This is a genomic window from Hahella sp. CR1 (genome assembly GCF_029813005.1).
GTDB lineage: Bacteria > Pseudomonadota > Gammaproteobacteria > Pseudomonadales > Oleiphilaceae > Hahella.
This window is the reverse complement of record NZ_JAPELK010000008.1, coordinates 189,987-213,685: the sequence shown is the minus strand read 5'-3', so window position 1 is coordinate 213,685 and position 23,699 is coordinate 189,987. Positions and strand designations below refer to the sequence as shown.

The 23,699-nt window shown below is 52.1% G+C and carries 22 protein-coding genes; 12 read left to right on the top strand and 10 right to left on the bottom strand.

Features of this window, described 5'->3' with window-relative positions; genetic code table 11:
• Position 1: 1 nt before the first annotated feature.
• A complete protein-coding gene (locus tag ONV78_RS19930) occupies positions 2 to 343 on the bottom strand; it encodes a PilZ domain-containing protein (protein WP_279505790.1) in 342 nt (113 codons plus the stop codon).
• A gap of 259 nt (positions 344 to 602) precedes the next feature.
• Between ONV78_RS19930 and ONV78_RS19925 the strand changes: the two genes are divergently transcribed.
• Genes ONV78_RS19925 through ONV78_RS19910 form a run of 4 tightly spaced genes read left to right on the top strand, consistent with a single transcriptional unit; the run spans position 603 to position 4,894 of the window.
• A complete protein-coding gene (locus ONV78_RS19925; protein ID WP_279505789.1) occupies positions 603 to 1,736 on the top strand; it encodes an efflux RND transporter periplasmic adaptor subunit in 1,134 nt (377 codons plus the stop codon).
• On the top strand, positions 1,733 to 2,479 hold the full coding sequence (locus ONV78_RS19920) for an ABC transporter ATP-binding protein (protein WP_279505788.1): 747 nt from the start codon (positions 1,733 to 1,735) through the stop codon (positions 2,477 to 2,479). The genes ONV78_RS19925 and ONV78_RS19920 overlap by 4 nt, the downstream gene beginning before the upstream one ends.
• A gap of 2 nt (positions 2,480 to 2,481) precedes the next feature.
• Positions 2,482 to 3,696, top strand: a complete 1,215-nt coding sequence (locus ONV78_RS19915; RefSeq protein ID WP_279505787.1) for an ABC transporter permease — start codon at positions 2,482 to 2,484, stop codon at positions 3,694 to 3,696.
• A 1-nt stretch (position 3,697) separates the two neighbouring features.
• Entirely contained in the window at positions 3,698 to 4,894 is a 1,197-nt protein-coding gene (locus ONV78_RS19910; protein WP_279505786.1) for an ABC transporter permease, read from the top strand.
• Between the two features lie 14 nt (positions 4,895 to 4,908).
• Here ONV78_RS19910 and ONV78_RS19905 read toward each other — a convergent pair whose 3' ends face one another.
• From ONV78_RS19905 to ONV78_RS19895, 3 genes are all read right to left on the bottom strand, one after another.
• A complete protein-coding gene (locus ONV78_RS19905; protein ID WP_216736928.1) occupies positions 4,909 to 5,793 on the bottom strand; it encodes a transporter substrate-binding domain-containing protein in 885 nt (294 codons plus the stop codon).
• An 80-nt stretch (positions 5,794 to 5,873) separates the two neighbouring features.
• Entirely contained in the window at positions 5,874 to 6,221 is a 348-nt protein-coding gene (locus tag ONV78_RS19900; RefSeq protein ID WP_216736927.1) for an HNH endonuclease, read from the bottom strand.
• 30 nt (positions 6,222 to 6,251) lie between these two features.
• The gene (locus tag ONV78_RS19895; protein ID WP_279505783.1) at positions 6,252 to 7,115 is read right to left on the bottom strand and encodes a co-chaperone YbbN; all 864 of its coding nucleotides are present in this window, start codon (positions 7,113 to 7,115) and stop codon (positions 6,252 to 6,254) included.
• Between the two features lie 262 nt (positions 7,116 to 7,377).
• Here ONV78_RS19895 and ONV78_RS19890 point away from each other — a divergent pair, with 262 nt between their 5' ends.
• From ONV78_RS19890 to ONV78_RS19860, 7 genes are all read left to right on the top strand, one after another.
• Entirely contained in the window at positions 7,378 to 7,848 is a 471-nt protein-coding gene (locus ONV78_RS19890; protein ID WP_279505781.1) for a YbaK/EbsC family protein, read from the top strand.
• 165 nt (positions 7,849 to 8,013) lie between these two features.
• Positions 8,014 to 10,434 carry an endopeptidase La gene (gene lon, locus ONV78_RS19885; protein ID WP_279505778.1) on the top strand — a complete coding sequence of 807 codons (2,421 nt, stop codon included), beginning with the start codon at positions 8,014 to 8,016 and terminating at the stop codon, positions 10,432 to 10,434.
• A gap of 464 nt (positions 10,435 to 10,898) precedes the next feature.
• Positions 10,899 to 12,020, top strand: coding sequence for a branched-chain amino acid ABC transporter substrate-binding protein (locus ONV78_RS19880; RefSeq protein WP_256446002.1), 1,122 nt, complete (start codon positions 10,899 to 10,901; stop codon positions 12,018 to 12,020).
• A gap of 110 nt (positions 12,021 to 12,130) precedes the next feature.
• Positions 12,131 to 13,057, top strand: coding sequence for a high-affinity branched-chain amino acid ABC transporter permease LivH (gene livH, locus ONV78_RS19875; protein WP_279505775.1), 927 nt, complete (start codon positions 12,131 to 12,133; stop codon positions 13,055 to 13,057).
• The gene (locus ONV78_RS19870; protein WP_279505773.1) at positions 13,057 to 14,352 is read left to right on the top strand and encodes a high-affinity branched-chain amino acid ABC transporter permease LivM; all 1,296 of its coding nucleotides are present in this window, start codon (positions 13,057 to 13,059) and stop codon (positions 14,350 to 14,352) included. The genes livH and ONV78_RS19870 overlap by 1 nt, the downstream gene beginning before the upstream one ends.
• A gap of 4 nt (positions 14,353 to 14,356) precedes the next feature.
• Complete coding sequence (gene livG, locus ONV78_RS19865; RefSeq protein WP_279505771.1) at positions 14,357 to 15,112, top strand: high-affinity branched-chain amino acid ABC transporter ATP-binding protein LivG; 756 nt, start codon at positions 14,357 to 14,359, stop codon at positions 15,110 to 15,112.
• Positions 15,112 to 15,813: an ATP-binding cassette domain-containing protein gene (locus ONV78_RS19860; protein ID WP_216736920.1), complete on the top strand. Its 702-nt coding sequence runs from the start codon at positions 15,112 to 15,114 to the stop codon at positions 15,811 to 15,813. Before livG ends, ONV78_RS19860 begins: the two co-directional genes overlap by 1 nt.
• Positions 15,814 to 15,869: 56 nt before the next feature.
• On the opposite strand, the gene ONV78_RS19855 is transcribed toward ONV78_RS19860, so the two are convergent.
• Both ONV78_RS19855 and ONV78_RS19850 read right to left on the bottom strand, forming a co-directional pair.
• On the bottom strand, positions 15,870 to 17,762 hold the full coding sequence (locus ONV78_RS19855; protein ID WP_279505770.1) for a DUF4105 domain-containing protein: 1,893 nt from the start codon (positions 17,760 to 17,762) through the stop codon (positions 15,870 to 15,872).
• Positions 17,763 to 17,845: 83 nt separating this feature from the next.
• Complete coding sequence (locus tag ONV78_RS19850; RefSeq protein ID WP_279505769.1) at positions 17,846 to 18,328, bottom strand: DUF3015 domain-containing protein; 483 nt, start codon at positions 18,326 to 18,328, stop codon at positions 17,846 to 17,848.
• 140 nt (positions 18,329 to 18,468) lie between these two features.
• On the opposite strand from ONV78_RS19850, the gene ONV78_RS19845 reads away from it, so the two are divergent.
• A complete protein-coding gene (locus ONV78_RS19845; RefSeq protein WP_279505768.1) occupies positions 18,469 to 19,449 on the top strand; it encodes an alpha/beta fold hydrolase in 981 nt (326 codons plus the stop codon).
• 100 nt (positions 19,450 to 19,549) lie between these two features.
• Here the strand turns inward: ONV78_RS19845 and pnp are convergent, their stop codons facing one another.
• From pnp to rbfA, 4 genes are all read right to left on the bottom strand, one after another.
• Positions 19,550 to 21,661: a polyribonucleotide nucleotidyltransferase gene (gene pnp / locus ONV78_RS19840; RefSeq protein ID WP_279505767.1), complete on the bottom strand. Its 2,112-nt coding sequence runs from the start codon at positions 21,659 to 21,661 to the stop codon at positions 19,550 to 19,552.
• Positions 21,662 to 21,984: 323 nt separating this feature from the next.
• Positions 21,985 to 22,254: a 30S ribosomal protein S15 gene (gene rpsO, locus ONV78_RS19835; protein WP_127973264.1), complete on the bottom strand. Its 270-nt coding sequence runs from the start codon at positions 22,252 to 22,254 to the stop codon at positions 21,985 to 21,987.
• A gap of 61 nt (positions 22,255 to 22,315) precedes the next feature.
• On the bottom strand, positions 22,316 to 23,230 hold the full coding sequence (truB, locus tag ONV78_RS19830; RefSeq protein WP_279505765.1) for a tRNA pseudouridine(55) synthase TruB: 915 nt from the start codon (positions 23,228 to 23,230) through the stop codon (positions 22,316 to 22,318).
• Between the two features lie 35 nt (positions 23,231 to 23,265).
• On the bottom strand, positions 23,266 to 23,670 hold the full coding sequence (gene rbfA / locus ONV78_RS19825; RefSeq protein WP_279505764.1) for a 30S ribosome-binding factor RbfA: 405 nt from the start codon (positions 23,668 to 23,670) through the stop codon (positions 23,266 to 23,268).
• Positions 23,671 to 23,699 lie beyond the last annotated feature (29 nt).

The following is a 23,699-nucleotide window of genomic DNA, read 5'->3' as shown; positions in this document are numbered from 1 at the left end:
GCTACGCATGCCCGTTTGCGTAATCGTTAAGAAAGCGGGCGGTTTCATCGTCGATATCGGTGATCTCCACGCCAACCAGATAGGACGAGGTGCGCACGACGACGTGTCGCACGATGACTGACGCAATGCTCTCCCAACGCTTGGCGTGATGCACGATCTCGACTTTCATGATCAGCGTTGCGCCGACCGGCACCGGAACTGGGAACTCAAACAGATAGCCGTGGGCGGACACGTTATCGATTTTGCCCATGTACATTTTTTTGTCGGGAGTTTTGACTATCGTCCGCCATGACGCGTTCCGCCTGGGACTGCGTCGACCATCATGCTCAGGAGCATCGCTCATCGCATTCTCCGGTTTCGCCAGCTTAGTGGGTGTCGCAATACCGGCGCATGAACTCCATTCTCAAGTCTGTCGCTCCAGCCATTGAGTCGCGCCTTAGCCTTTTCTTATCGAGCCTGCATATACTAAAGATTAGCAGACCCTACGCCAACGCCAATTCAGTGCTAACTTGATTTGTATCGGGTTAGGCGCGCGGGCGATCGGACACAATGGCTTCTACGTCATTGACCGGCGAATCCGCGCCAGCGACACAGGGGGAGTAGTGAAAAAGGCTTTGATAACGCTGATTGCTGCGGCGTTGATACTCGGGCTGGGTTATTGGAAATGGCGTCCGCAACCATTGCCGGTGTCCCTGTACACACTAAGCAAAGGCTCGGTGGAAAGCACCGTCGCCAACACCCGCGCCGGCGCCGTGCGCGCCTGCCAGCGCTCCAAACTCTCCATGCCGACTGGCGGCGCGGTATCCGCCCTCCACGTGAAGGCGGGAGACAGAGTCGAATCTGGACAACTGCTTTTGGAGCTTTGGAACAAGGATCTGCGCGCGCTCTATGATCAGGCCCGCGCCGGATTATCCATCGTCGAGCGGAAAAAGGCGGAAGTCTGTTTCGGCGCCGAGCGGGATCAGAGAGAGCTGCAACGCCAACAGACCCTGGCCAGCAAAAAATTATCCTCTGAAGATACTCTGGACGCCGCTCGCACCCAAGCGGGAATGTCCGCCCTCGCCTGCAAGGCCGCCGCGGCGCAGATTGAAGAAAGTCAGGCTGTCGTAGCGCTGCAGGCCGCCCAATTGGAGCGTAGCGCGTTACGGGCGCCATTCAGCGGCGTCATTGCGGAAATTAATGGCGAGATCGGAGAATACGTAACGCCATCCCCACCCGGCGTCCCAACTCCTCCCGCCGTTGACCTGATAGACGACAGTTGCCTGTACGTACGCGCCCCCATAGATGAAGTCGACACGGCGCGCATCAAGGTCGGCATGCCTGCGCGCGTGACCCTGGACGCCTTTCGCGGCCGTGCGCTGCAGGCGGTGGTGACGCGGGTCGCGCCCTATGTGCAGGAATACGAAAAGCAGGCCCGCACCGTGGATGTGGAAGTGGAAATCAGTGAATTTCCCAAGGACATGAATTTACTGGTGGGCTACAGCGCGGACATCGAGGTCATTATCGATAACCGGGAAAACGTATTGCGCCTCCCCACAGAGATGATACTGGAAGGCGACGCCGTCCTGAAATTCGATCCGAACGACCACAGTCTGCATAAAGTCTCCTTCCAGGGCGGCATCGGCAACTGGGTGTACACAGAGGTTGTCAGCGGCCTGAACGAAGGCGATCGCGTCCTCTCCGCACTAGATCAGGAAGGGGCGGAAGATGGCGTGCAGGTGCGCCCGCAACCATGAGCGTCGCGAATCGTTCGTCAACGCCTCCATCACAGCCAAAGTCGGCGGAGCCGGTCGTCGCCTTGCATGAGATCAATCGGCATTTCCAACTTGGCGAACAGACCGTCAAGGCTCTGGATGCCGTCAGCCTGGAACTGCTGGCCGGCGACTATGTCTCCGTCATGGGACCTTCTGGTTCCGGTAAGTCGACCTTGCTGAATATCCTCGGATTACTGGATCGACCGGACGCCGGCGCCTATCTGCTGAACGGAGAGCCCACCCAGGATCTCAACGAGGAAAAGCGGGCGCGTTTGCGTCAGCAGAATATCGGATTCGTATTTCAGTCCTATCATCTTATCCCCCGCATGAGCGCACGGGAGAATATTGAGTTGCCGCTGATTCTTGCCGGTACAGCGCCAAAAGAACGCGCACACATGGTGTCTGAAATGCTGGAGCGACTGGGCCTGACCGCCCGCGCCAGTCACCTGCCCAATCAGCTGTCCGGCGGGCAACGACAACGGGTCGCTATCGGCAGAGCCATCATCATGAAGCCCAAACTGCTCCTCGCGGATGAACCAACAGGAAACCTGGACACCCAGTCCGGCGCTGACGTCGTCACTTTACTGGAAGAGTTGAACGCTCAGGGCATCACCCTGGTGGTGGTCACTCACGATGTCGAGTTGGGCAAACGCGCCAGACGCCAACTGCGAATGGTGGATGGCCGCATTCAGAGCGACCTGCGCCAAAGCGATGTGAGCGACTAGCCATGCGCGCCATGGACTTAGCCCGCTTCAACTTCCAGGTCATGGTCGGGCATCGCTTTCGCACGATCATGTTAATGATCGCGCTCATTATTGGCGTGGCGGCGGTCAACCTGCTGACCGGACTCGGAGAAGGCGCGCGCCTGTTTGTCTTGGGCGAGTTCAGCTTTCTCGGCAAAAACACGCTAATCATCATGCCTGGCAAAAAAGAGACCACTGGCGGCATGCCTCCGATAACCGGGGAAGCCCCACGGGATCTAACTTTGGAGGACATGCGGGCGCTAACGCGCCTTTCAGCAATCAACCGCACAGCGCCGCTTATCGCCGGTATGGCGGAGCTGTCATATCAAAGCCGACTGCGGGAAAGCTTTGTGGTGGGAACCACCCATGACTTCTTTGCAATCCGCAAGCTGAGCCTGCTGCAAGGGCGGCCATTGCCGCCGGGAGATCCAACATTCGCCGACGCGGTCTGCGTGCTGGGGCAAACACTTAAACGCGAGCTATTTGGCCCTGAGCCCGCCTTGGGTCAATGGGTGCGCGCCGGCGATCGTCGCTTTCGGGTGATCGGCATACTGGAAGGCAAAGGCGTCGCCATGGGCCTGAACTTTGATGAAGCGATGCTGATCCCCGTCGCCAGCGCCCAGATGCTATTCAACCAGGAAGGGTTGTTTCGACTGTTTGCGGAAGTCCGCTCAGAGCGGGAACTGACGCCCACTCGCAACGCCATTCTCAGCATCATCAAGGAAAGACACGACGGCGAGGAAGACATCACCTTGATCACGCAAGACGCGTTACTCTCTTCCTTCGATGAGATTCTGCGCACACTGACGCTGGCAGTAGGCGGCATCGCCGGGATCAGTCTGGCCGTGGCGGGGGTGTTGATTATGAACGTCATGCTGATCAGCGTCAGTCAACGCACGGCGGAAATAGGACTCCTTAAAGCACTTGGCGCCAGCGCCGCGACTGTCCGCCGTCTATTCCTGAGCGAGGCGCTATTGCTGGCGATAATCGGCAGCCTGATCGGGCTCTTGATAAGCGAGTCCTTATTGGCGGCGGGCCGCCTGCTCTACGACCAGATTCCGCTGGGCTCGCCAGTGTGGGTGAAGATTGCAGCGGTGAGCGTTGCGATTGTCACCGCGCTTCTATTCGCCTATCTGCCCGCCCGCAAGGCCGCCGCCCTGGCGCCCGTCGAAGCGCTGACGCACAAGCAAGGCCCCTGACATGAAAGCGCCGGATTTACTGAAAATAGTGACCCGCACCATCAGCTTTGGCCGCACCCGCGCGGTGCTCACGTCACTCGGCATCACCATCGGCATCGCCGCAGTCGCCCTGCTCACTTCTATCGGAGAAGGCGTGCGCAGCTATGTGATGGACGAATTTTCCCAGTTTGGCGCTCGCATCATCGCGATTAATCCGGGTAAAAATGTAACTGGCGGCATGGGAGGCATTCTCAGCACCGTACGCCCCCTCTCATTACAGGACGCGGAAGCCCTGCGCCAGGCGCCTTATGTGGAATATGTGGTGCCGGTTGTGCAAGGGGCCGGAGCCATAGAATACAAACAGCGCACCCGTAACGTGGATATCTTCGGCGTCAGCGCGGACATGCCCGCGGCCTGGCGTTTCGCCGTGGCGCAGGGTCGTTTTTTGCCCCGTAACAACGATGCGCGCTCCAGCCCTTATGCGGTCATCGGCCACAAGGTTAAACAAGAGTTGTTTCAAGGCGAAAGCCCATTGGGTCAGCTTATCCGCATCGGCGGCATGCGCTTTCGCGTGATTGGAGTAATTGAGCCCAAGGGAGATATGCTGGGGTTCGATCTTGACGACACCGCCTATATCCCCGCCGATCTGGCGCTGGACCTCTTTAACCGCGAAGGCTTGATGGAGGTTGACGTTATTTTTTCCCCCGCCACAGATTCCACTTACATGTCCGCCCTGATTAAAAAGATGCTGATTCAACGCCATGGCCGCGAAGACTTTACGCTGATCACACAGGATCAAATGCTCACCAGTCTGAACAGCATATTATCGGTGCTGACATTAGCCGTCGGATTGCTAGGCTCTATTTCTCTGCTGGTCGGCGGCGTAGGCATTCTCACCACCATGACCACCAGCGTGAGGGAGCGCACCAGTGAAATCGGTTTGCTGCGTGCGCTGGGCGCCACCCGCGCGCAAGTGCTCAGTCTGTTCCTGGCGGAGGCTGTCACGCTTTCGACAATAGGCGGGATATGTGGGCTGCTGCTTATGGGCGTCTTTACGACGCTGGCTTTTCTGTTCGCCCCGGAATTCCCTATCCGCCCCCATGTGCCGTTTCTATTGATTGCGCTATTACTGTCTTCGCTGATTGGGCTTATCGCAGGCGTCGTTCCGGCGCTACAGGCCTCGCGCTTGAATCCTATTGACGCGCTCAGAACAGAATAAAAGAATAAACGCGGCTATATCTGCGACATCAAATTCAATGGGTCGTACCAGAGTTCTTTGCGCCGTACTGGCGTCTCCTTTGGTAAAAGCGGGTTTTTGATAACGAAAGCGCGGCGCTCGGACAAGCGCGCTTTATTGATGGAATCGCCATGATGCTTGAGAAAAATCTGATCAAACGTCTTATCGGCGATCATGATATTCAGCCCCCGCTCAATACGTTCAGCCAGCTTGGCGTTCTGCTTGGAAACAAAGAAATAGTATGGCCAGGGATAATAGATCAGCGTGTGCTGCTCAATCTGAATTTGAGACAGATAATCCCGCCGCGCCTGATACTCGGCGAAAATCTCATTCACGCCTCGGGGAAAGTGATCAAATCGGCGTTGCGCCAGCATCTTGAACAAACCTTCGTAACTACTGGCCGTCACCACCTGAAAACCGTTCTTCTCGTAAACCTGGATATCTCCCCACCCCAGGCCCTGCCCAATGCTTAGCAAGCGCAGATCGGACAGATTTTCGAGGGCGTCGAATTTGGCCTGAGTTTCCTCCGTGATCAGGCTGATGCGATAACCCAGCAGCCCTTTACGTAAGGGAATTCGGATGGGCCGCATCAAACGCTCCTTCTCCTCAGAGGTGGAGCTCCAGGCTACATTAAGAACGGATGAGCCCCTGTCCAATTCCGCAAGGTAGCGTGCTTCGCTCATCGCCAGAGGCGTCTCCTCCAGCAGATAAGGTCCGTACTGCTCCACGGTTTTATCCAGGGAGACTTTCAACATCTCCACCAGATCGATAAACCGGGTGTCCTGCAAGGATTCGGAAGCGGGAAAAATGACTTTCAACGGCCCGGCGGCCCAGGCGATCTGACAGGCGAAAAAGGCGATTCCAACAATGATCAACTTCATAACGGAGCCCCATCATGAAATGCAGATGGCGTTTATCCTTAAGCTTAGCAAAGCCCGGCGAGCAGTCACGCTCTCCAGGCTCAGCCCCCTTTCTTACGCAGCTTTTTCTTAGGCGAGAAACCGGCGGGCTTGGAGCCAAGCCACTGCGCAAACTCTTGCACTTCTGGCAGCGCCCGCAGGCTTTCAAGACTGTTGTAATGGGCCGCCAGCTCAGATTCAGACTTCAATCCATGTATGAAGCTGTGGCAAGGGCGACAAACCCAGACAATGGCCTTGTTGAGATAATCCCGATCATACTGACGGCGAATATTTTTCTTGCCGTGCAGCGTCTTGGGAATCAAATGATGGCGAGTCAGAGATGACACTTCACGACGGCACAACTGGCAGCCGTCAATGTCACGGGGATAATTCCGTTCTGAATCCAACATTTTCGAATCTGTTCTCAGTGTCGTACAACCTCAGTGAAGTAAAGCGTACAGCTTGCGACGGTATGTCCGCACCAAAGGATGCGCGGCGCCCAGCATGTCGAATAGCTCTATCAGCGTTTTCCTGGCGGCGTCATCGCCGTAACTCCGATCCGTCTGCATCAGGTTCAACAGAGCCTCTACCGCATCCTCAAACTTATTGTTCATGATGGCGTGTAAAGCAAGCTGAAAGCGCGCTTCGGCGTCGGCCTCATTCGCCTGCAAACGTTGCTGGATATCCGCCAGCGGTGCAATCGCGCCGGCCTTTTCCACAAAGCGTATACGCGCAAGCAACTGTTTGACGTCAGGACGCCCCTGGATATCCACCGGCAAACTGGACAGAATCGCTGATGCTTCGTCCTTTTCTCCCAATGCAACTTTCACTGCGGCGATATCCACCAGAACCTCCATGTTGTTGGGGTCCGCCTGATTCGCCTGCGTCAGCATCGCCAGGGCCTGCTCGGCCTGGCCTTGTTCAACCAGCGCACGGGCTTGCTCACGCAACTCAGCGCCCGGGGTTTGAATGTAGCGGCCCAATAGTTCGCGTACTTTGGATTCCGGCTGCGCTCCGCTGAACTCCCCCGCCAACTTGCCTTGATGGACCAACTTAACCGTAGGCAGACTGCGCACGCCCAGATGGGACGCCAGTTCCTGCTGCTGATCCGCATTCACCTTGGCCAGAATAAAAGCGCCCTTATACTCCGTCGCCAGCTTTTCCAAAATCGGCATCAGTTGCTTACAAGGGGCGCACCAGTCCGCCCAGAAATCCACCAATACGGGAACCTGCATGGATTTTTCCAGCACTTCCGCCTGAAAGTTTTCTAGGGTCGCTTCGATGATATAGGGAGATTCGGCCATGTCAGATATGACTCCGGTTTATAAAAAAGCCAGACGCGACGAAGGACTTCGTGCGCCTGAATTGTCGGGAAGAAACAATGCTAAACAATGTGTGGGCGAACTGGTGCAAAAACAAGGCGTCATGGTCCCACCACCTCTGACAGACTATAATTTAACCAGAATCGTCAGATGTACAGCAGGGCGACACCGGAACCCGACGGTCAAACCGCCATATGTGCAACATAGCCGCCACCAGCGGCTGTCATGCTGAGGAGGATACAATATGTCTATTTCCAATACGCTCCAACGATTTCTGACCAGTCATAACGTGAATTATGAGGTCATTACCCATCCGTACAGTGAAACATCCATGGCCAGTGCGCAAACGGCGCATGTTCCCGTGGAAAGAATGGTGAAAGCAGTCGTGCTCAAGGATGAGAAAGGCTACGTCATCGCCGCCATTCCATCCACCAATCACCTCAATCTGCGCGAAATCAACCAAGCGATGAAACGTCAATTAGACCTGGCCAGTGAGGAAGAGTTATGTGAGCTGTTCGGTGATTGTTCCGCCGGCGCCATTCCCGCTGTCGGAGAGGCGTTCGGCATGCCGACTATCTGGGATGAGCAACTGGCTTATGAACCGGATTTCTATCTGGAAGGCGGCGATCATCATGAGCTGGTTCATATCTCTCACTATGATTTCATGGAGATGATGAAGAGCTGTCCCCACGGCACATTCAGCGCGCATAACTAACGTCGCCAGAGCGCCCGTTCCATGGGCGCTCCGCTAATTTTTCCAGCCAGCATTACAACTTACTCACCTATTTTATTGGCGCGCCTCACTTTAACTCGCGTTATTCGTCCCCCATCTATTTCGCCATGAGCACATGGTTATTCATTACTGACAAGATCACCGCACATGACAGAAAGTAATTTTGACTCCGATACAAAGCATTCCGAATACATAGGCAAGGACGAAGCCGAGGAAAGCCGCCCTGGCGGCGCGCTGGTGCTTCCCGGCCAGGTAATGCCCAAGCGCATTTATTTGCTTCCCATCAGCAACCGGCCTTACTTCCCTGCACAAGTTCAACCACTGGTCATTAACGCCAACCTATGGGAAGAAACCCTGAAACGCGTTGGCAAGACCGAACACCAGATTCTGGGACTGACTTACGTAGAGAAAATCCCCTCCCCGGATGAGCCGCCGGATACCAATGACTTCGCCCATATCGGCTGTGTGGTGAAAGCGCATAATGTCGTTAACGAACGCGGCAAACTGCAGTTTATCGCCCAGGGTTTACAACGCTTCCGCATCACGCAGTGGCTGCGTCGTACGCCGCCCTATCTGGTGGAAGTCGAATACCCTGAGCCGGCGAAAGAGTCGGAGAAAGAACTCAAGGCTTATGCGATCGCTCTGATTAACACTATCAAGGAGTTGCTGCCGCTTAACCCGCTGTACAGCGAAGAGCTGAAACAGTATCTGAGCCGCTTCAGTCCTGACGAGCCCTCCGCATTAACCGACTTCGCCGCCGCCATCACCACGGCGGAAGGCCCTGCGCTGCAAGAGATACTCGATACTGTGCCGCTGCTCAGGCGGATGGAAAAAGTACTGATTCTGCTGAAGCAGGAACTGGAAGTCGCCAAGCTGCAAACCCAGATCAGCGCCGAGGTGAACCAGAAGATCAACGAGCGTCAGCGCGAATTCTTTTTACGTGAGCAACTTAAGGTTATCCAGAAGGAACTTGGGCTCGCTAAAGACGATCGAACGGCGGACGTAGAGGAATTCCAGCAGCGTATGAGTGAACGTCATCCCCCAGACGACGTACGCAAACGCTTTGACGAAGAAATCAAAAAGTTGTCCATGCTGGAGACCGGTTCGCCGGAGTATGGCGTCACCCGCAACTACCTTGATTGGCTCACCCAGGTTCCTTGGGGCGTCCATACTGAGGACAAACTCGATATCGCCCGCGCCCGGGAGATTCTCGACAAAGAGCATGATGGGCTGGATGACGTTAAAGACAGAATTATCGAATTTCTGGCGGAAGGCTCATTTAAAGGAGAAGTATCCGGCTCGATTCTATTGCTGATCGGACCACCCGGCGTCGGCAAAACCTCTATCGGAAAATCCGTTGCAGCGGCGCTGGGCAGAAAGTTCTACCGTTTCAGTCTGGGCGGCATGCGCGATGAAGCGGAAATCAAAGGCCACCGACGTACTTACATTGGCGCAATGCCGGGCAAAATGGTGCAGGCGCTGAAAGACGTCGGCTCCGCCAACCCCGTCATCATGCTCGACGAAATCGACAAAATTGGCGCCTCTTACCAAGGCGATCCAGCCAGCGCCTTGCTGGAAACGCTGGACCCGGAACAGAACAACGAGTTCCTGGATCACTACCTGGATGTCAGGTTGGACCTGTCGAAAGTACTGTTCGTTTGCACCGCCAACCAGTTAGATACTATTCCGGGCCCGCTGTTGGATCGAATGGATGTATTGCGTCTGTCCGGTTACATCACGGAAGAAAAAATAGCCATCGCCAAAAACCATCTTTGGCCGAAGCTTCTGAAACGCATGAAGCTGAAAAAGAAACAGGTATCCATCACTGACGCAGCGCTGCGCCAACTGATCGACGGCTACGCCAGAGAAGCCGGCGTGCGCAATCTGGAAAAAAGACTGCATCGGCTGATCCGCAAGTCCATAGTCCGCTTGATGGAGAAACCAGAAGAACCGATAAGGATAGGCGTTAACAACCTCGTCGACTTTCTTGGCCAACCGCTATTCCGCAAAGAGAAAAATCTGCGCGGCGTTGGCGTGGTCACCGGACTCGCCTGGACCGCTATGGGCGGCGCCACGCTTCCGGTTGAAGCCCAATTAATTCATTCCAGTAACCGGGGCTTTAAATTGACCGGCAAGCTTGGCGATGTCATGCGCGAGTCTGCGGAAATCGCTTACAGCTATGTCTCCGCTCACCTGAAAGAATTCAAAGGCGATCCCGAATTCTTTGAGCGCGCCTTCGTCCACCTTCACGTGCCGGAAGGCGCCACGCCAAAAGACGGCCCCAGCGCGGGCGTTACGATGGCGACCGCATTACTGTCCCTGGCCCGCAATCAAACGCCCAAAAGCAATGTTGCGATGACGGGAGAGTTAACCCTGACCGGCCAGGTATTTCCGGTAGGAGGCATTCGCGAAAAAGTGATTGCGGCGAAACGCAGCGGCGTGAATGAAATCATTCTGCCCGAGGCCAATCGACGTGATTATGATGAACTGCCGGAACACATTCGCTCTGGTTTGACGATGCATTTCGCCAGCACATTCCAGGACGTTTACAAAGTCATGTTTGGATAGCGGTCATCTCACTTCATCATCCTGGAAATGGATGCTAAATAATGCGCTGGAGCGCATCTTTTTCCTAGGCCGCATACCGTATCGGAAATCACGTATTATGCGGCTTTGTGGTGGAGTTTTATACTGACCTTTACCAGTTGTGATGATGTTTTGTCCTGTCTTTCTAGTATAGAAAAGCGTTTGAGGTGCTATCCAAGCACCTTTTTTTTTGCCTTAAATTTTTGCCTCCGAAAAAACTGCGCGAAATCCTTATATCCAAGACAAATGCGCATCTTTTCACCGCGACGCTTTGAGGTTAGTATTCCAACTGGTCAATAGGCCAATGGCCTTAAAATAAAAGTCTATTAACGATTAGACCATAATATGCCAGTATGAAGCCCCGTCCGAAAAAGAGCCTTAGAGCTCACTCTACTCGGCGGCGTCTGAACCTGGGATAACTAATAACTTAAATCGGGAAGACAATAATGAAGAAACAGATCGCTCGGAAAGTATTAGGTGTTGGCGCTTCAATTTTATTAATGGGCGGCTTGAACCTGGCTAACGCAGAGACTATCAAAATCGCCATCGCCGGCCCGCAGTCCGGTGACGTTGCTCAGTATGGCGACATGCAGGTAATCGGCGCGGAAATGGCTGTTGAGCAGATCAACGCTGCTGGCGGCGTAAACGGCGACAAGCTTGAGGCGATTAGATACGACGACGCCTGCGAACCCAAGCAAGCGGTGGCCGTAGCCAACAAAATCGTTAATGACGGTGTTAAATTTGTAGTGGGCCACTTGTGCTCCAGTTCTACTCAACCGGCTTCCGACGTCTACGAAGACGAAGGCATCATCACTATCACGCCAGCTTCCACCAACCCGGACATCACTGAGCGCGGCTACCAGATGATTTTCCGCACCATCGGTCTTGATAGCCATCAGGGTCCGACCGCTGGCAAATTCATCGCGACTGTAGTCAAGCCCAAGCGCGTTGCAGTTATTCACGACAAGCAACAGTACGGTGAAGGCATCGCAACTGCGGTAAAGAAAACGCTGGAAGAGAAAAACGTCAACGTCGTTCTGTTTGAAGGCGTTAACAAAGGCGACAAAGACTTCTCTCCTCTGATCGCCAAACTGCAGAAAGAAAACGTAGACTTTGTTTACTACGGCGGCTACCACCCTGAGCTGGGCCAGATTCTGCGTCAAGCGTCAGAGAAAGGCTTGAACATCAAGTTCATGGGTCCTGAAGGCGTGGGCAACAAAGACATCAGCCAGATCGCAGGTAAAGCTTCCGAAGGTCTGTACGTAACTCTGCCACCCGCTTTTGATCAGAGACCAGAAAACAAAACGCTGGTTGACGCATTCAAAGCGAAAAGCCAAGACGCCAGCGGCGCATTCGTAATGACTTCCTACGCAGCAGTTCAGGTTATTGCTGACTCAATCAAAGGCGTAGGTTCTACCGATACTGATGCGATCCAAGCTTACCTTCGTAGCCACTCCTTCAAAACCCCCATGGGTGAAATTGCGTTTGACGAAAAAGGCGACTTGAAAGGTTTCGACTTCGAAATCTATACCTGGCACGCAGACGGCTCCAAAACCGTAGTAAAATAAACCGTATCGCTTCATAACAACACCTTCTTTTCGGTTCGCCGAAAGAGGGTGTTTTTATTAGCAAAGCCTGTCAGTTTCTAGGCCGGTTCAAATCTTCCGGAGTAACACCCATGCTAGAAGTGATTCTTTACTTCATTCAGCAATTAATTAACGGAATTACCATTGGGAGCACTTATGCTCTCATCGCCATAGGCTACACCATGGTCTACGGCATCATAGGAATGATCAACTTCGCTCACGGCGAAGTCTACATGATAGGAACTTACGTCGCGTTCATGGCTATTTCTGGTATGGCCATGCTGGGCATTGAGTTTCTTCCATTAATCTTCCTGGTCGCCCTGCTTTCAAGCATGTTGGTGTCCAGTAGCTTCGGTTGGGCCATTGAACGCATCGCCTACCGCCCTCTGCGCGGCGGCAACCGTTTGATCCCTCTTATTTCGGCCATCGGGATGTCCATATTCCTGCAGAACTATGTTCGTTTAGGACAAGGTTCACGGGATATCGCCATGTCATCTCAGATCAGCGGCGGCTGGAACTTCGGTCCGGAAGACGGCTTCCAGGCGTCCCTTTCCTATATTCAGGTTCTGATCTTCATCGTCACTATCATCTCCATGACAGTGCTGACGCTGTTTATCTCTCGCTCCAGAATGGGTAGAGCCTGTCGCGCCGTCGCGCAGGATTTGAAAATGGCGAACCTGCTTGGCATCGACACCAACCGCGTTATCGCTTCCACTTTCGTCATTGGCGCAGCGCTGGCGGCGGTTGCAGGCACGCTGCTCGGTATGTACTACGGCGTCGTAAATGCATTCGTCGGATTCATTGCAGGCCTTAAAGCCTTTACTGCAGCCGTTCTTGGTGGCATCGGCAGTATCCCTGGCGCAATGCTGGGCGGCATCATTCTCGGCGTCACCGAAAGTATGACCGCCGCGTATTTCAGCACAGAGTACAAAGACGTTGTCTCTTTTGCGCTACTGGTGCTGATCTTGTTGTTTAAGCCGACAGGCATACTCGGCAAGCCGGAAGTGGAGAAAATCTAATGCGCAAGAATCTGCCATTCGCTTTATTCACGGCCGTCATTACTCTGGTTCTGTCCTTGCCGATTTTAGGCCTGAAGCTGACTCATGAAGGCACCAAACTCGTACTCGAAGGCGCTACGCAAAGCACCTACGTGTACATTTTCCTCGCCGCTGCAGCGGTTTTCCTGAGCCAGCTGTTTAGAGAGCAACTAAATGCCGCCAAGGCGGCGGTCAAGCCAAAAGGAAATATTCTGGCCAAGCTAATGCCGCCAGAAGAAAAGCGCGACATGGCTGGCAAAATCTTTTTTGTCGTCCTGCTTATCGCCGCAGTTCTGATTCCTTTCAACACCGGACGCATCTGGTCGGATATCGCTACTTTGGCGCTTATCTACGTTATTCTCGGCCTTGGTCTGAATATCGTAGTCGGTCTGGCTGGCTTGTTAGACTTGGGATACGTGGCTTTCTATGCTGTCGGCGCTTATAGTTACGCCCTGTTATCGCAATACTTTGGTTGGTCATTCTGGGTGTGTCTGCCTATCGGAGCGTTGCTTGCTGCGACATTCGGTTTCCTGCTGGGCTTCCCGGTATTGAGATTACGCGGCGACTATCTCGCCATCGTGACTTTAGGTTTTGGAGAAATCATCCGCATTCTCTTGAACAACTTAACCAGTTTGACTGGAGGACCTAACGGTATTGGCGGCATTCCTAAGCCAACGATTCCAATGCTGCAGTTCGATCCTGAATTCTCCATCGTTAACCTGGAATTCAGCCGTAGAGCCGCCGAAGGCAATGTTGCATTCCATGAGTTCTTTGGCGTTCCTTACGACTCATCTTTGAAAGTTATCGTGCTTTACCTGATCGCACTAGTGTTGGCTTTGGTGACGATCTTCATCGTTCGCCGCCTGATTCGCATGCCTGTAGGGCGCGCATGGGAAGCCCTGCGTGAAGATGAGATCGCATGTCGCTCGCTGGGCTTGAACCGTACTGCTATCAAGCTGTCCGCCTTCACCATCGGCGCAGCATTCGCAGGTTTTGCCGGCTCCCTGTATGGCGCTCGCCAAGGCCATATCAGCCCTGAGTCGTTCATCTTCTTCGAGTCCGTTATTATCCTCGCCATCGTTGTTCTTGGCGGTATGGGCTCGCAAATCGGCGTCATGGTCGCAGCCGTTCTGGTGGTGCTGCTTCAAGAATTGTCGCGGGAATTCGACGAGTATCGCCTACTCGCGTTCGGTATGGTCATGGTGTTGATGATGATCTGGTGTCCGCAAGGCCTGATCCCGATGAAACGCCCACATCTGCAGTTGAAACAGGAGTAGGACAATGCTGTCTGTTCGCGATTTATCCATGAGGTTCGGCGGCCTGCTCGCAGTAAACGGCGTGTCGCTGGACGTCAACGAACGGGAAATCATTTCCATTATCGGCCCTAACGGCGCAGGTAAAACGACTGTCTTTAACTGCATCTCAGGCTTTTATAAGCCGACCTCGGGGCAAATCACCTTTAAAGGTAAGCAGGTACAAGGGTTACCTGACTTCAAGATTTCCCGCCTTGGTATGGTTCGCACGTTCCAACACGTGCGTCTATTCAACCGCATGACAGTGATTGAAAATCTGTTGGTGGCGCAGCATCGTCACGTCAACACCAACCTGCTTTCTGGCTTATTGAAGACGCCTTCTTATCGTAAGAAAGAAAGCGAGGCCATGGAGAAAGCCGCCTATTGGCTCAAAAAAGTCGATCTGCTGCCACTCGCCAACCGCGAAGCGGGCAACCTCGCTTACGGTCAACAACGCCGTCTGGAAATTGCTCGCTGCATGGTAACAGGACCGGATCTGTTGATGTTGGACGAACCCGCAGCCGGCTTGAACCCGAAAGAGACTCGGGATCTCGACGAGCTGATAGTCAGCCTGAAGCATGACTACAACGTCTCCATTCTGTTAATTGAACACGATATGGGGCTGGTAATGGGCATTTCTGATCGCATCTATGTTGTCAGCCAAGGCACGCCTCTGGCCGACGGCAAGCCTGATGAAATTAGAACGAACCCTGATGTCATCAAGGCGTATTTGGGAGAAGACTAATGCTTACACTCGAGAATGTTTACACTCACTACGGCAAGATCGAAGCTCTGCACGGCATCAGTCTGGAAGTCAATCAAGGTGAAATCGTCTCATTAATCGGCGCCAACGGCGCAGGTAAAACCACGTTGTTGATGACGGTCTGTGGCGACCCGAGAGCCAGTGATGGCCGCATCACCTTCATGGGTAAGGACATCACCGAAACGCCGACATCTGAAATCATGCGCAGCGGCATCGCCATTGTGCCTGAGGGTCGCCGTGTTTTCTCTGGCCTCACGGTAGTCGAGAACCTGCAGATGGGCGCGTTTTTCTCTGACAAGAGCGACTTTGCGCGCACGCTGGAATACGTCTATGACCTGTTCCCACGCTTACGCGAACGCCACAGCCAACGTGCAGGTACAATGTCTGGCGGTGAACAGCAAATGCTGGCGATCGGGCGCGCCCTGATGAGCCATCCTAAAATGTTGTTCCTGGACGAGCCGTCATTAGGTCTGGCTCCGATTATCATCAACCAGATATTTGAGATCATCGGCAAGCTCAGAGAAGAAGGCATGACCATCTTTCTGGTGGAGCAAAACGCCAACCAAGCCCTGCGTTTGGCGGATCGTGGTTATGTATTGGAAAACGGCAAAGTCGTGCTTCAGGATACCGGCGCAAACCTGTTGGTGAACGAGGACGTTCGCAAAGCTTACCTAGGCGGCTAAACAACCGCCTCATCTATCCGGCGGCGTCGCAGGCTACCCCTGAGCGCCGCCTTTCCTTAAAAGTAATATCGGTAGGCTATCTCAGCCTCCCATCTGCCGTCACTGCGATTCCATTCTTGAGACAAGTGCGCTCTGAAAGCATGGTTTTGCGCCAGATCGAAGTTTTGCTCCAGCACCCCACGATAGCGTATTTCATCACTACTAAAGTACTCGCCTTCCACTCTTGTGGACTGAAAACCCCAGGGCAAATTCAATAAATAGCCCGTACTTATTCCCGCCGCCGGGGTGATCCAGGTTTTATACTCCGGATCATGCTCCAAACGCGCGGTCAAAAAGCCAAACAGACTCAATCCTTCCGCTACGTCATAACTGCGCCCAGCGCCGCCATTTACTTGATAGGCCTTGTCACCGCCAAAGTCACTCCAGACGCGCTCAAAGCCCGCTTGAACTTTCCATGACAATGGACGCAGAAACTTATTAACCGGTGACTGCGAGATGATATTAATAATATCGAAACGATGCAGCTCCCAATTGTCATTCTCGTAAAAGCGGAACTGAGCGTCGCCTGCAATTATTTGAGCGCCGCGGGGATAGCCTTCCTGACGATCCAGTAAATCATGATAGCTGTATCTGAATTGAAGCTGAGTAAAAGCATCACCATCACGACTACCGCCGCCAATGCCCATCATGGTGCTGCCATGCCCAGTTTCGGGTGGCTCAGGGATAGCTGGCTCAACACTATCTGCCGGCAGTTGGCTTATCCGTTGCAGCAGTTTAAAGCTACGGCGCGCCAGATCCGGACTCCTTTGGGTCTTTCTCTGTTCGTAGCGATTATAGCTATATGCGGTCTGCGCCACCGCTCCTTGCCGGGAAGGCGGTAAAGCGCTGAAGTCCAAGGACGACATCATCTCCGGGTTCTCCGCCACCAGGTAGGCCAATTCTCTCTCGGACTCATCCAACCGGCGTATTCTTTCCTTCAACAGCACGGCCTCAGAGGGGCGGTAGCGCCGTTCCGCAACATAACGCCCTTCTATGACCGCGCGTACGGTGTCGGCCGGAATTGCAGTCAACGGAAACTTCGATGACAGAGGCGAAGACGGACGTGCTATCTCCAGCAACTCAAGAAGACGGAAGGCGCAGTTTTCATCCAGAAAATAATACTTGAAACGCACGTCTTTCAGCTCCCATAAGTGCATCAACATCCGCTCTACTTCCTCGGGAGTCAAGTTCAGACGATATTCCCACATGTCCCGGTTTTCCATGTAGCTATACTCTTTGATCTTTTCAAAGTAACGCATCATGCTGAACTGACCTGGATAGCCGCCGGCAAGGCCTCGATATGCAAAGAAAATGGAGTTATCGTCGCCATTGATAGTGGCCCCGAAGTTTAGCGCCCAGGACAACCATTCCGAATCGTCTTCAACGTTTGCGGGATCAAATCTCAGAAAAGTATGTCCGAACATTGACGATGGACTATTTAAGTAGGCAGCTGGGAAAATCAAAGAGACTTTGGCTGCGTTTACCTCCTCTCTCCACTGAAGGTATTCAGGGCATGACAAAGGCGCCTGCAAGGTGGAAATATTCGGTAGCTGCGCCTCAAGCCATTTTTTACGCAAAGGAAAGCGACAGACAACACTTTCTCTTATACCTCTATTCTCGCTCACCATCGCCTGTAGGGTCGCCTCAAGTTCCGCCTTGGCATCAACCTTCCCTGTATCCGCCAAAAAGAAGCTTGGATCATCGATGAAACTTGAATAGCCGGTCGGGCTCAAGGAGTCAGTGCGAAAATGCAACAACCCTAACCACTCAGAAGAGGAAGCCAAGGTGTTTAACAAAGATTGTTGTCTCTTCAAGGTATCTACAGTGACATCAGAAAGAGCGGCAAATGCAGAACTGATTAAAAGAAATACAGCAGAAAGGAAAACGAACAGAGAATGCTTCAACCGCATAGGGCGTCATGCGCTCTTAATTGAGATCAGGTTAGAGAAAGAATCAACGCCCGGACCACCGGGCGTCGCTTCATATTCTGACTTCAAGCGGCGTACTTGGAAAGCCTCGTGTCTGTCTTCATCACATCTATGACGGACTGCATCACTTGCTCCGCCGTTACGTTTTCACTGGGGAATAGCTGATTAAAATTATCATGCATAACCTGGTTAAAACGCGCACGGTCTTCCTGCTTCACTTCTAGAGCGACAGCAACAGTGGTCAAAGCATCTCCATGGCCGCGCGCTACATCCTCAGAAAACTCATCCATAATTGGCGTGAGGTTAACCAGGGACGATCCACCATAGGTCAGCACGCCATTCGCCGAACATCCGTTGGTTCCTGAAGTCATGCCGAATGTGTTATTACCCGAAGTGCCATTAGTAATGGTGGCCAAAAGATGGATAGGCAATCCGCTTTCCCCTGCGAACAGCATATTACCCCATCCACAGTCCGGCCCCCCTGGAGCTTCGGCAAATGCGCCTGAAGTCATCGACAAAAACCCAACAGCGAGCATCATTTTTCTCATAACGATTCCTCTTTCAACGTTAGCTTATTCTCGTCGCGTACCATTTGTGCAAATATCAGCGCCCATCCCGGCAACAAACGCCAACCAACTCGTTTAAACGAGTTGCGACAAACTCTTTCTGAAATAGGCATCAAACAGCTATGCTGAAACAGAAACGCTTGGTCATTTCTCACCAGGGCGTACAGACTTGGCGCCATCACATGGCCCGAGGTAAGCCTAGTTCAGGTATACAGGCAGATCAAATTGTGAACGTCAGATCAGATAAATTTAATACTTATACGAAAACTGTTTTCAAACTTGGATTATTAGGGGCGCTACTTTTTCTTAGTGCTTGCAGTGGACTGCTTTTTTACCCCGACAAGCATATCTATCGCACACCCGATCAAGCGCAAGTTCGTTATGAGAACATATTTCTCGACACGCCAGATGGCGAGCGTCTTCATGGATGGTTGCTTCATGCTTCTATGCCATTGCGTGGCGTTGTCTATTTCCTGCATGGAAATGCTGAGAATATAAGTACTCACTGCGGCAACGTGATATGGCTTCCTCAGCAGGGCTATGACGTGTTTTGTCTGGACTACCGGGGGTTTGGTTTATCTTCAGGCAAGCCAGATATGGCTGGCGCTCTTAGTGATGTAGGAACTGGTTACGAATGGTTGAAAGCACATTATTCAGATGCAAACACGCCTTTTTTTGTGCTTGGACAAAGTATCGGCGCAGTGCTCACTATCAATTTTGTAGGACGGATTCCTCTCAATGATGTAAAACCCACCGCCGTCATCGCCGACGCTCCTTTTAGCGAACTGAGAGATATAGCACGTGAGAAGCTTGCTGCAGGTTGGCTGACCTGGGCTTTTCAATATCCCTTTTCCTATATGCTTCCAGCGAATTATGACCCTGTAGATTACGTTAGAAATATCTCTCCCATCCCTTTATTGATAATTCACAGCACCTCAGATCAAGTCATTCCCTATCACCATGGAGAGAGAGTATTTCAGCACGCAGGCGATCCCAAATACTTCTTAAGCACCGATACGCCTCACACAGCTACCTTTAGCATTCCAGAATATCGCCAAGTCTTACTGAACTTTCTCGCCAATCCCGAGAAATCGCCACTCTAAATTTGGCTGTCAGTCTTGAAATAGACGCAGCCTCTATTCAGGACGGGTCACGGGCATAAAAAAAGCCGCATTATGCGGCTTTTTCTTAGGAAGAGTGGAATTAACCAGCCATTGAAGCTTTTTCGTCTTCAGTCACTTCCTTAATAGAAAGTTTGATACGGCCGCGAGCGTCAATATCCAGCACCTTAACAACGACTTCCTGGCCTTCTTTCAGATAATCAGTGACATTCTCAACGCGCTCTTGCGCGATCTGAGAAATATGCACCAGACCGTCTTTACCAGGCAAGATGTTCACAAATGCGCCGAACTCAACAATGCGCTCAACCTTACCGCGGTACAGCTTACCAACTTCCGCTTCAGCAGTAATCTCTGTGATGCGATAAATTGCTTCATCCGCCGCCAGTTTGCTCTCCGCGTAGATACGCACAGTACCGCTGTCGTCGATATCGATAGAAGCGCCTGTGTCTTCACAAATAGAACGAATAGTTGCACCGCCCTTACCAATAACGTCGCGGATTTTATCTGGATCAATCTTGATGGTTTCCATCTTCGGCGCGTTATCCGCAACGGAGTCACGAGGAGCGGAAATCACTTTATTCATTTCACCGAGGATATGGAGTCGCGCATGCAGAGCTTGCTCTAACGCAATTTCCATGATTTCGTCGGTAATGCCGTTGATCTTGATATCCATCTGCAGTGCAGTGACGCCCTTCTCGGTTCCCGCCACTTTAAAGTCCATGTCGCCCAAGTGATCTTCATCACCCAGGATATCGGTCAATACAGCGAAACTTTCGCCTTCTTTAACCAAGCCCATTGCAATACCTGCAACTGGTGCTTTCACAGGGATACCGGCATCCATCAGAGCCAAGCTGCTGCCGCATACACTGGCCATTGAGCTAGAACCGTTTGACTCCGTGATCTCAGAAACACAGCGAACTGCGTAGGGGAATTCCTCAAGATTCGGCATCAACGCCTGTACGCCACGACGCGCCAAGCGACCGTGACCAATCTCGCGACGACCTACGCCGCCAACTCGGGATGCTTCGCCCACAGAGTATGGAGGGAAGTTATAGTGGAACATGAACGAGTCTTTCTTCTCACCTTCCAGCGCGTCCACCATCAATACATCACGCATGGTGCCCAGAGTCGCCGTCACCAGAGCCTGAGTCTCACCACGAGTAAACAGTGCAGAGCCGTGGGTATTCGGCAGTACGCCAACTTCAATTTTCAGGTCACGAACAGTTTTAGTGTCGCGGCCATCAATACGTGGTTCGCCCTTCAGAATGCTCTCACGGACACAGGCCTTTTCAAGCTTGCTGAAATACTTTTTGACCAATTCAGCTTCGAATTTGCCTTCTTCTTCACCTGCCAACGCTTCTTCAGCCTGCTGACGGAGCTCGCCCAACTTGGCGTAACGATCCGCTTTAACTCGGATGCCGTATGCTTCGCTGATAGAGCCTGCAAATTTGGCCTTCAGCGCATCTAAAAGTTCAGCATTAACCTCTGGAGCCTGCCAATCCCACTTAGGCTTACCAGCTTCCTGAGCGAACTCTTTGATCGCCTGCACAGCCACCTGCATTTCCTGGTGAGCGAACAATACCGCGCCAAGCATCTGGTCTTCAGTCAACTCTTTCGCTTCAGATTCAACCATCAGAACCGCATCTTCGGTTCCTGCAACAACCATATCCAAGCTGGAGTTTTCAATTGCTTTAAAACCAGGGTTCAACAGGTAGCCGTCTTCTTCAGAGTAGCCAACGCGCGCAGCCGCCAATGGGCCCTGGAAGGGAACGCCGGATATTTCCAATGCCGCTGCAGCGCCAATAATGGATGCGATATCTGGATCGACATCCTTGTTCGCGGACATAACGGTACAGATGATTTGCACTTCATTCATGAAACCATTTGGAAACAGCGGACGAATAGGACGGTCGATCAGACGCGAGGTCAGAGTTTCTTTCTCTGATGGGCGTCCTTCACGCTTGAAATAACCGCCAGGAATACGGCCAGCAGCATAGGTTTTTTCTTGATAGTGAACAGAAAGAGGGAAGAAATCACGACCTGGAACGGCTTCTTTCTCTGCAACAGCGGTGACCAAAACAACAGTATCGTCCATTGTCACCAACACGGCTCCAGTAGCCTGGCGAGCTATTCGGCCAGTTTCCAGAGTGACTGTTGAGTTGCCGTATTGAAATGTTTTACGAACTGGGTTCACTTTGACTCCTTACGAGTGTTTTTTAATTTTTAAGCTTAAGTTTTAATCCGGAATCAGCTGCTACTTACCGATTCGAGCCTTAGATACCCAACAAAGGAACCTTTGATTTATTCGATCTCTCAACAAGATCGCAGACTTCTCCAACACTTAAGGAGCAGGTGTGTACAGAAAATTTCCGTCAGCGCCCGACCCTCTTGCTTCAATTCATCCGGCTCAGCGCCTTCAAAAAATCATCAAGTATCGAATAAATCGGAGGTTCCTCAAAAAGTAACGGGGTATCAAATATTTGATACCCCGGATACTAAAGCAATACCTTTGTCTTCTTAGCGACGCAGACCCAGTTTCTGGATCAGATCAACATAGCGTTGGGTATTTTTGCCTTTCAGGTAATCAAGCAACTTACGACGCTGGTTAACCATACGGATCAAACCACGACGTGAATGGTGGTCATGCTTATTCGCCTGAAAGTGTTCTTGCAGTTTGTTGATATTTGCAGTCAACAGAGCCACTTGAACTTCAGGAGAACCAGTATCACCTTCCTTTACTTGGTATTCCTTAACAATAGCCGACTTTTCGGTAGCAGATAATGCCATGATTTTTCTCCAAATATGCGATTAATGCGGAAACGACCGCGCATATTAACAGCCGCCCCATTTATTCAGCGCTTAATGCGCTCACATTCAGTAACCGAACGGGTTTTACCGTTCCGTCACTCATCACTTCTCCCAAGCCGATAAACCTACGTTCGTTAGAATACAAACGCACCCTACCCTCGCTTGAGAGAGGCGATATTTTAACCGTTCGCCCCTGGATAATCGAGCCCGTATTAGCTTCATCAAGCAATATTTCAGGGAATTGCCGGACCGATGAATCGACAGGCAGCAAACGTTGCTGATATCTCTCTGCCGCAATTTGGCGCCCGCTTTCATCCTCAAATGGTGTAAAGCTGACACTATCCTCCAGTGCAAATGGTCCGCAACGAGTACGACGCAATTCCGCCACATGGGCCCCACATCCTATAACTTCACCAATATCTTCTACAAGGTTTCGAATATAGGTCCCTTTACTACAGAGAACCCGCAAGCGTAAATATGGTTGAGTATATTCCAGAAGCTCAAGCTCATGGATCACAATATCTCTCGCTTCCCGCTCAACCTCAATACCTTGCCTGGCAAGCTTATAAAGCGGAGTTCCTTTGTGTTTAAGCGCAGAATACATGGAGGGAATCTGTTTTAGATTCCCTCGAAATTGCTTGAGGATGTTTTTCAGTTCGGAAATAGACAAATCAGGAACAGGCGACTCGGTAATGATATCGCCCTCAGCGTCAGACGTAGTGGTAGTGCGCCCAAGGTAAGCGCAGGTCACATACTCTTTATCTGAATCCAGCAGCAGCTGGCTAAACTTGGTCGCCTCACCAAAGCACAATGGAAGCACCCCAGTCGCAAGAGGATCCAAGGCACCCGTATGGCCCGCCTTCTGCGCATTCAGCGCATATTTAACCTTCTGCAAAACCGCATTGGAAGTCCAATCTTGCGGTTTATCGACAACCAATACGCCATCTAAAGGCACGCCTTTCTTACGCCTTGCCACTACCAACGATACCCTCAGTTGAGACTATCGTCTTTAGTGTCAGTAGCACCGCCATCTTTGGCGCGCGCTTTCTGAATCAGCGCCCCTAATCGTTGAGCATTACTGACGGAAGCGTCGTAATGGAAACGTAGTTGAGGCATGACTCTAAGCTTGATTGCACGTCCTAACTCGGAACGCAATAACCCTGCAGCGCTCTCTAGAACTTTCAGAGAAGCTTTAGAAGCATCGCCATCTTCCACATCTTTCAGATTCAAAACAGTTACATATACATCAGCGTAAGAGAGATCTTTGCTCACTTTAACGCTGTTTACAGTAACCATTCCTAAACGGGGATCCTTCAACTCCCTTTGAATCAGCTGCGCAAGCTCTTTTTGAATTTGTTCCGCAACTCTGTCTAATCGACTGAACTCTCGAGCCATCTATGTCTTTACTCTTAATTGCATGCAGC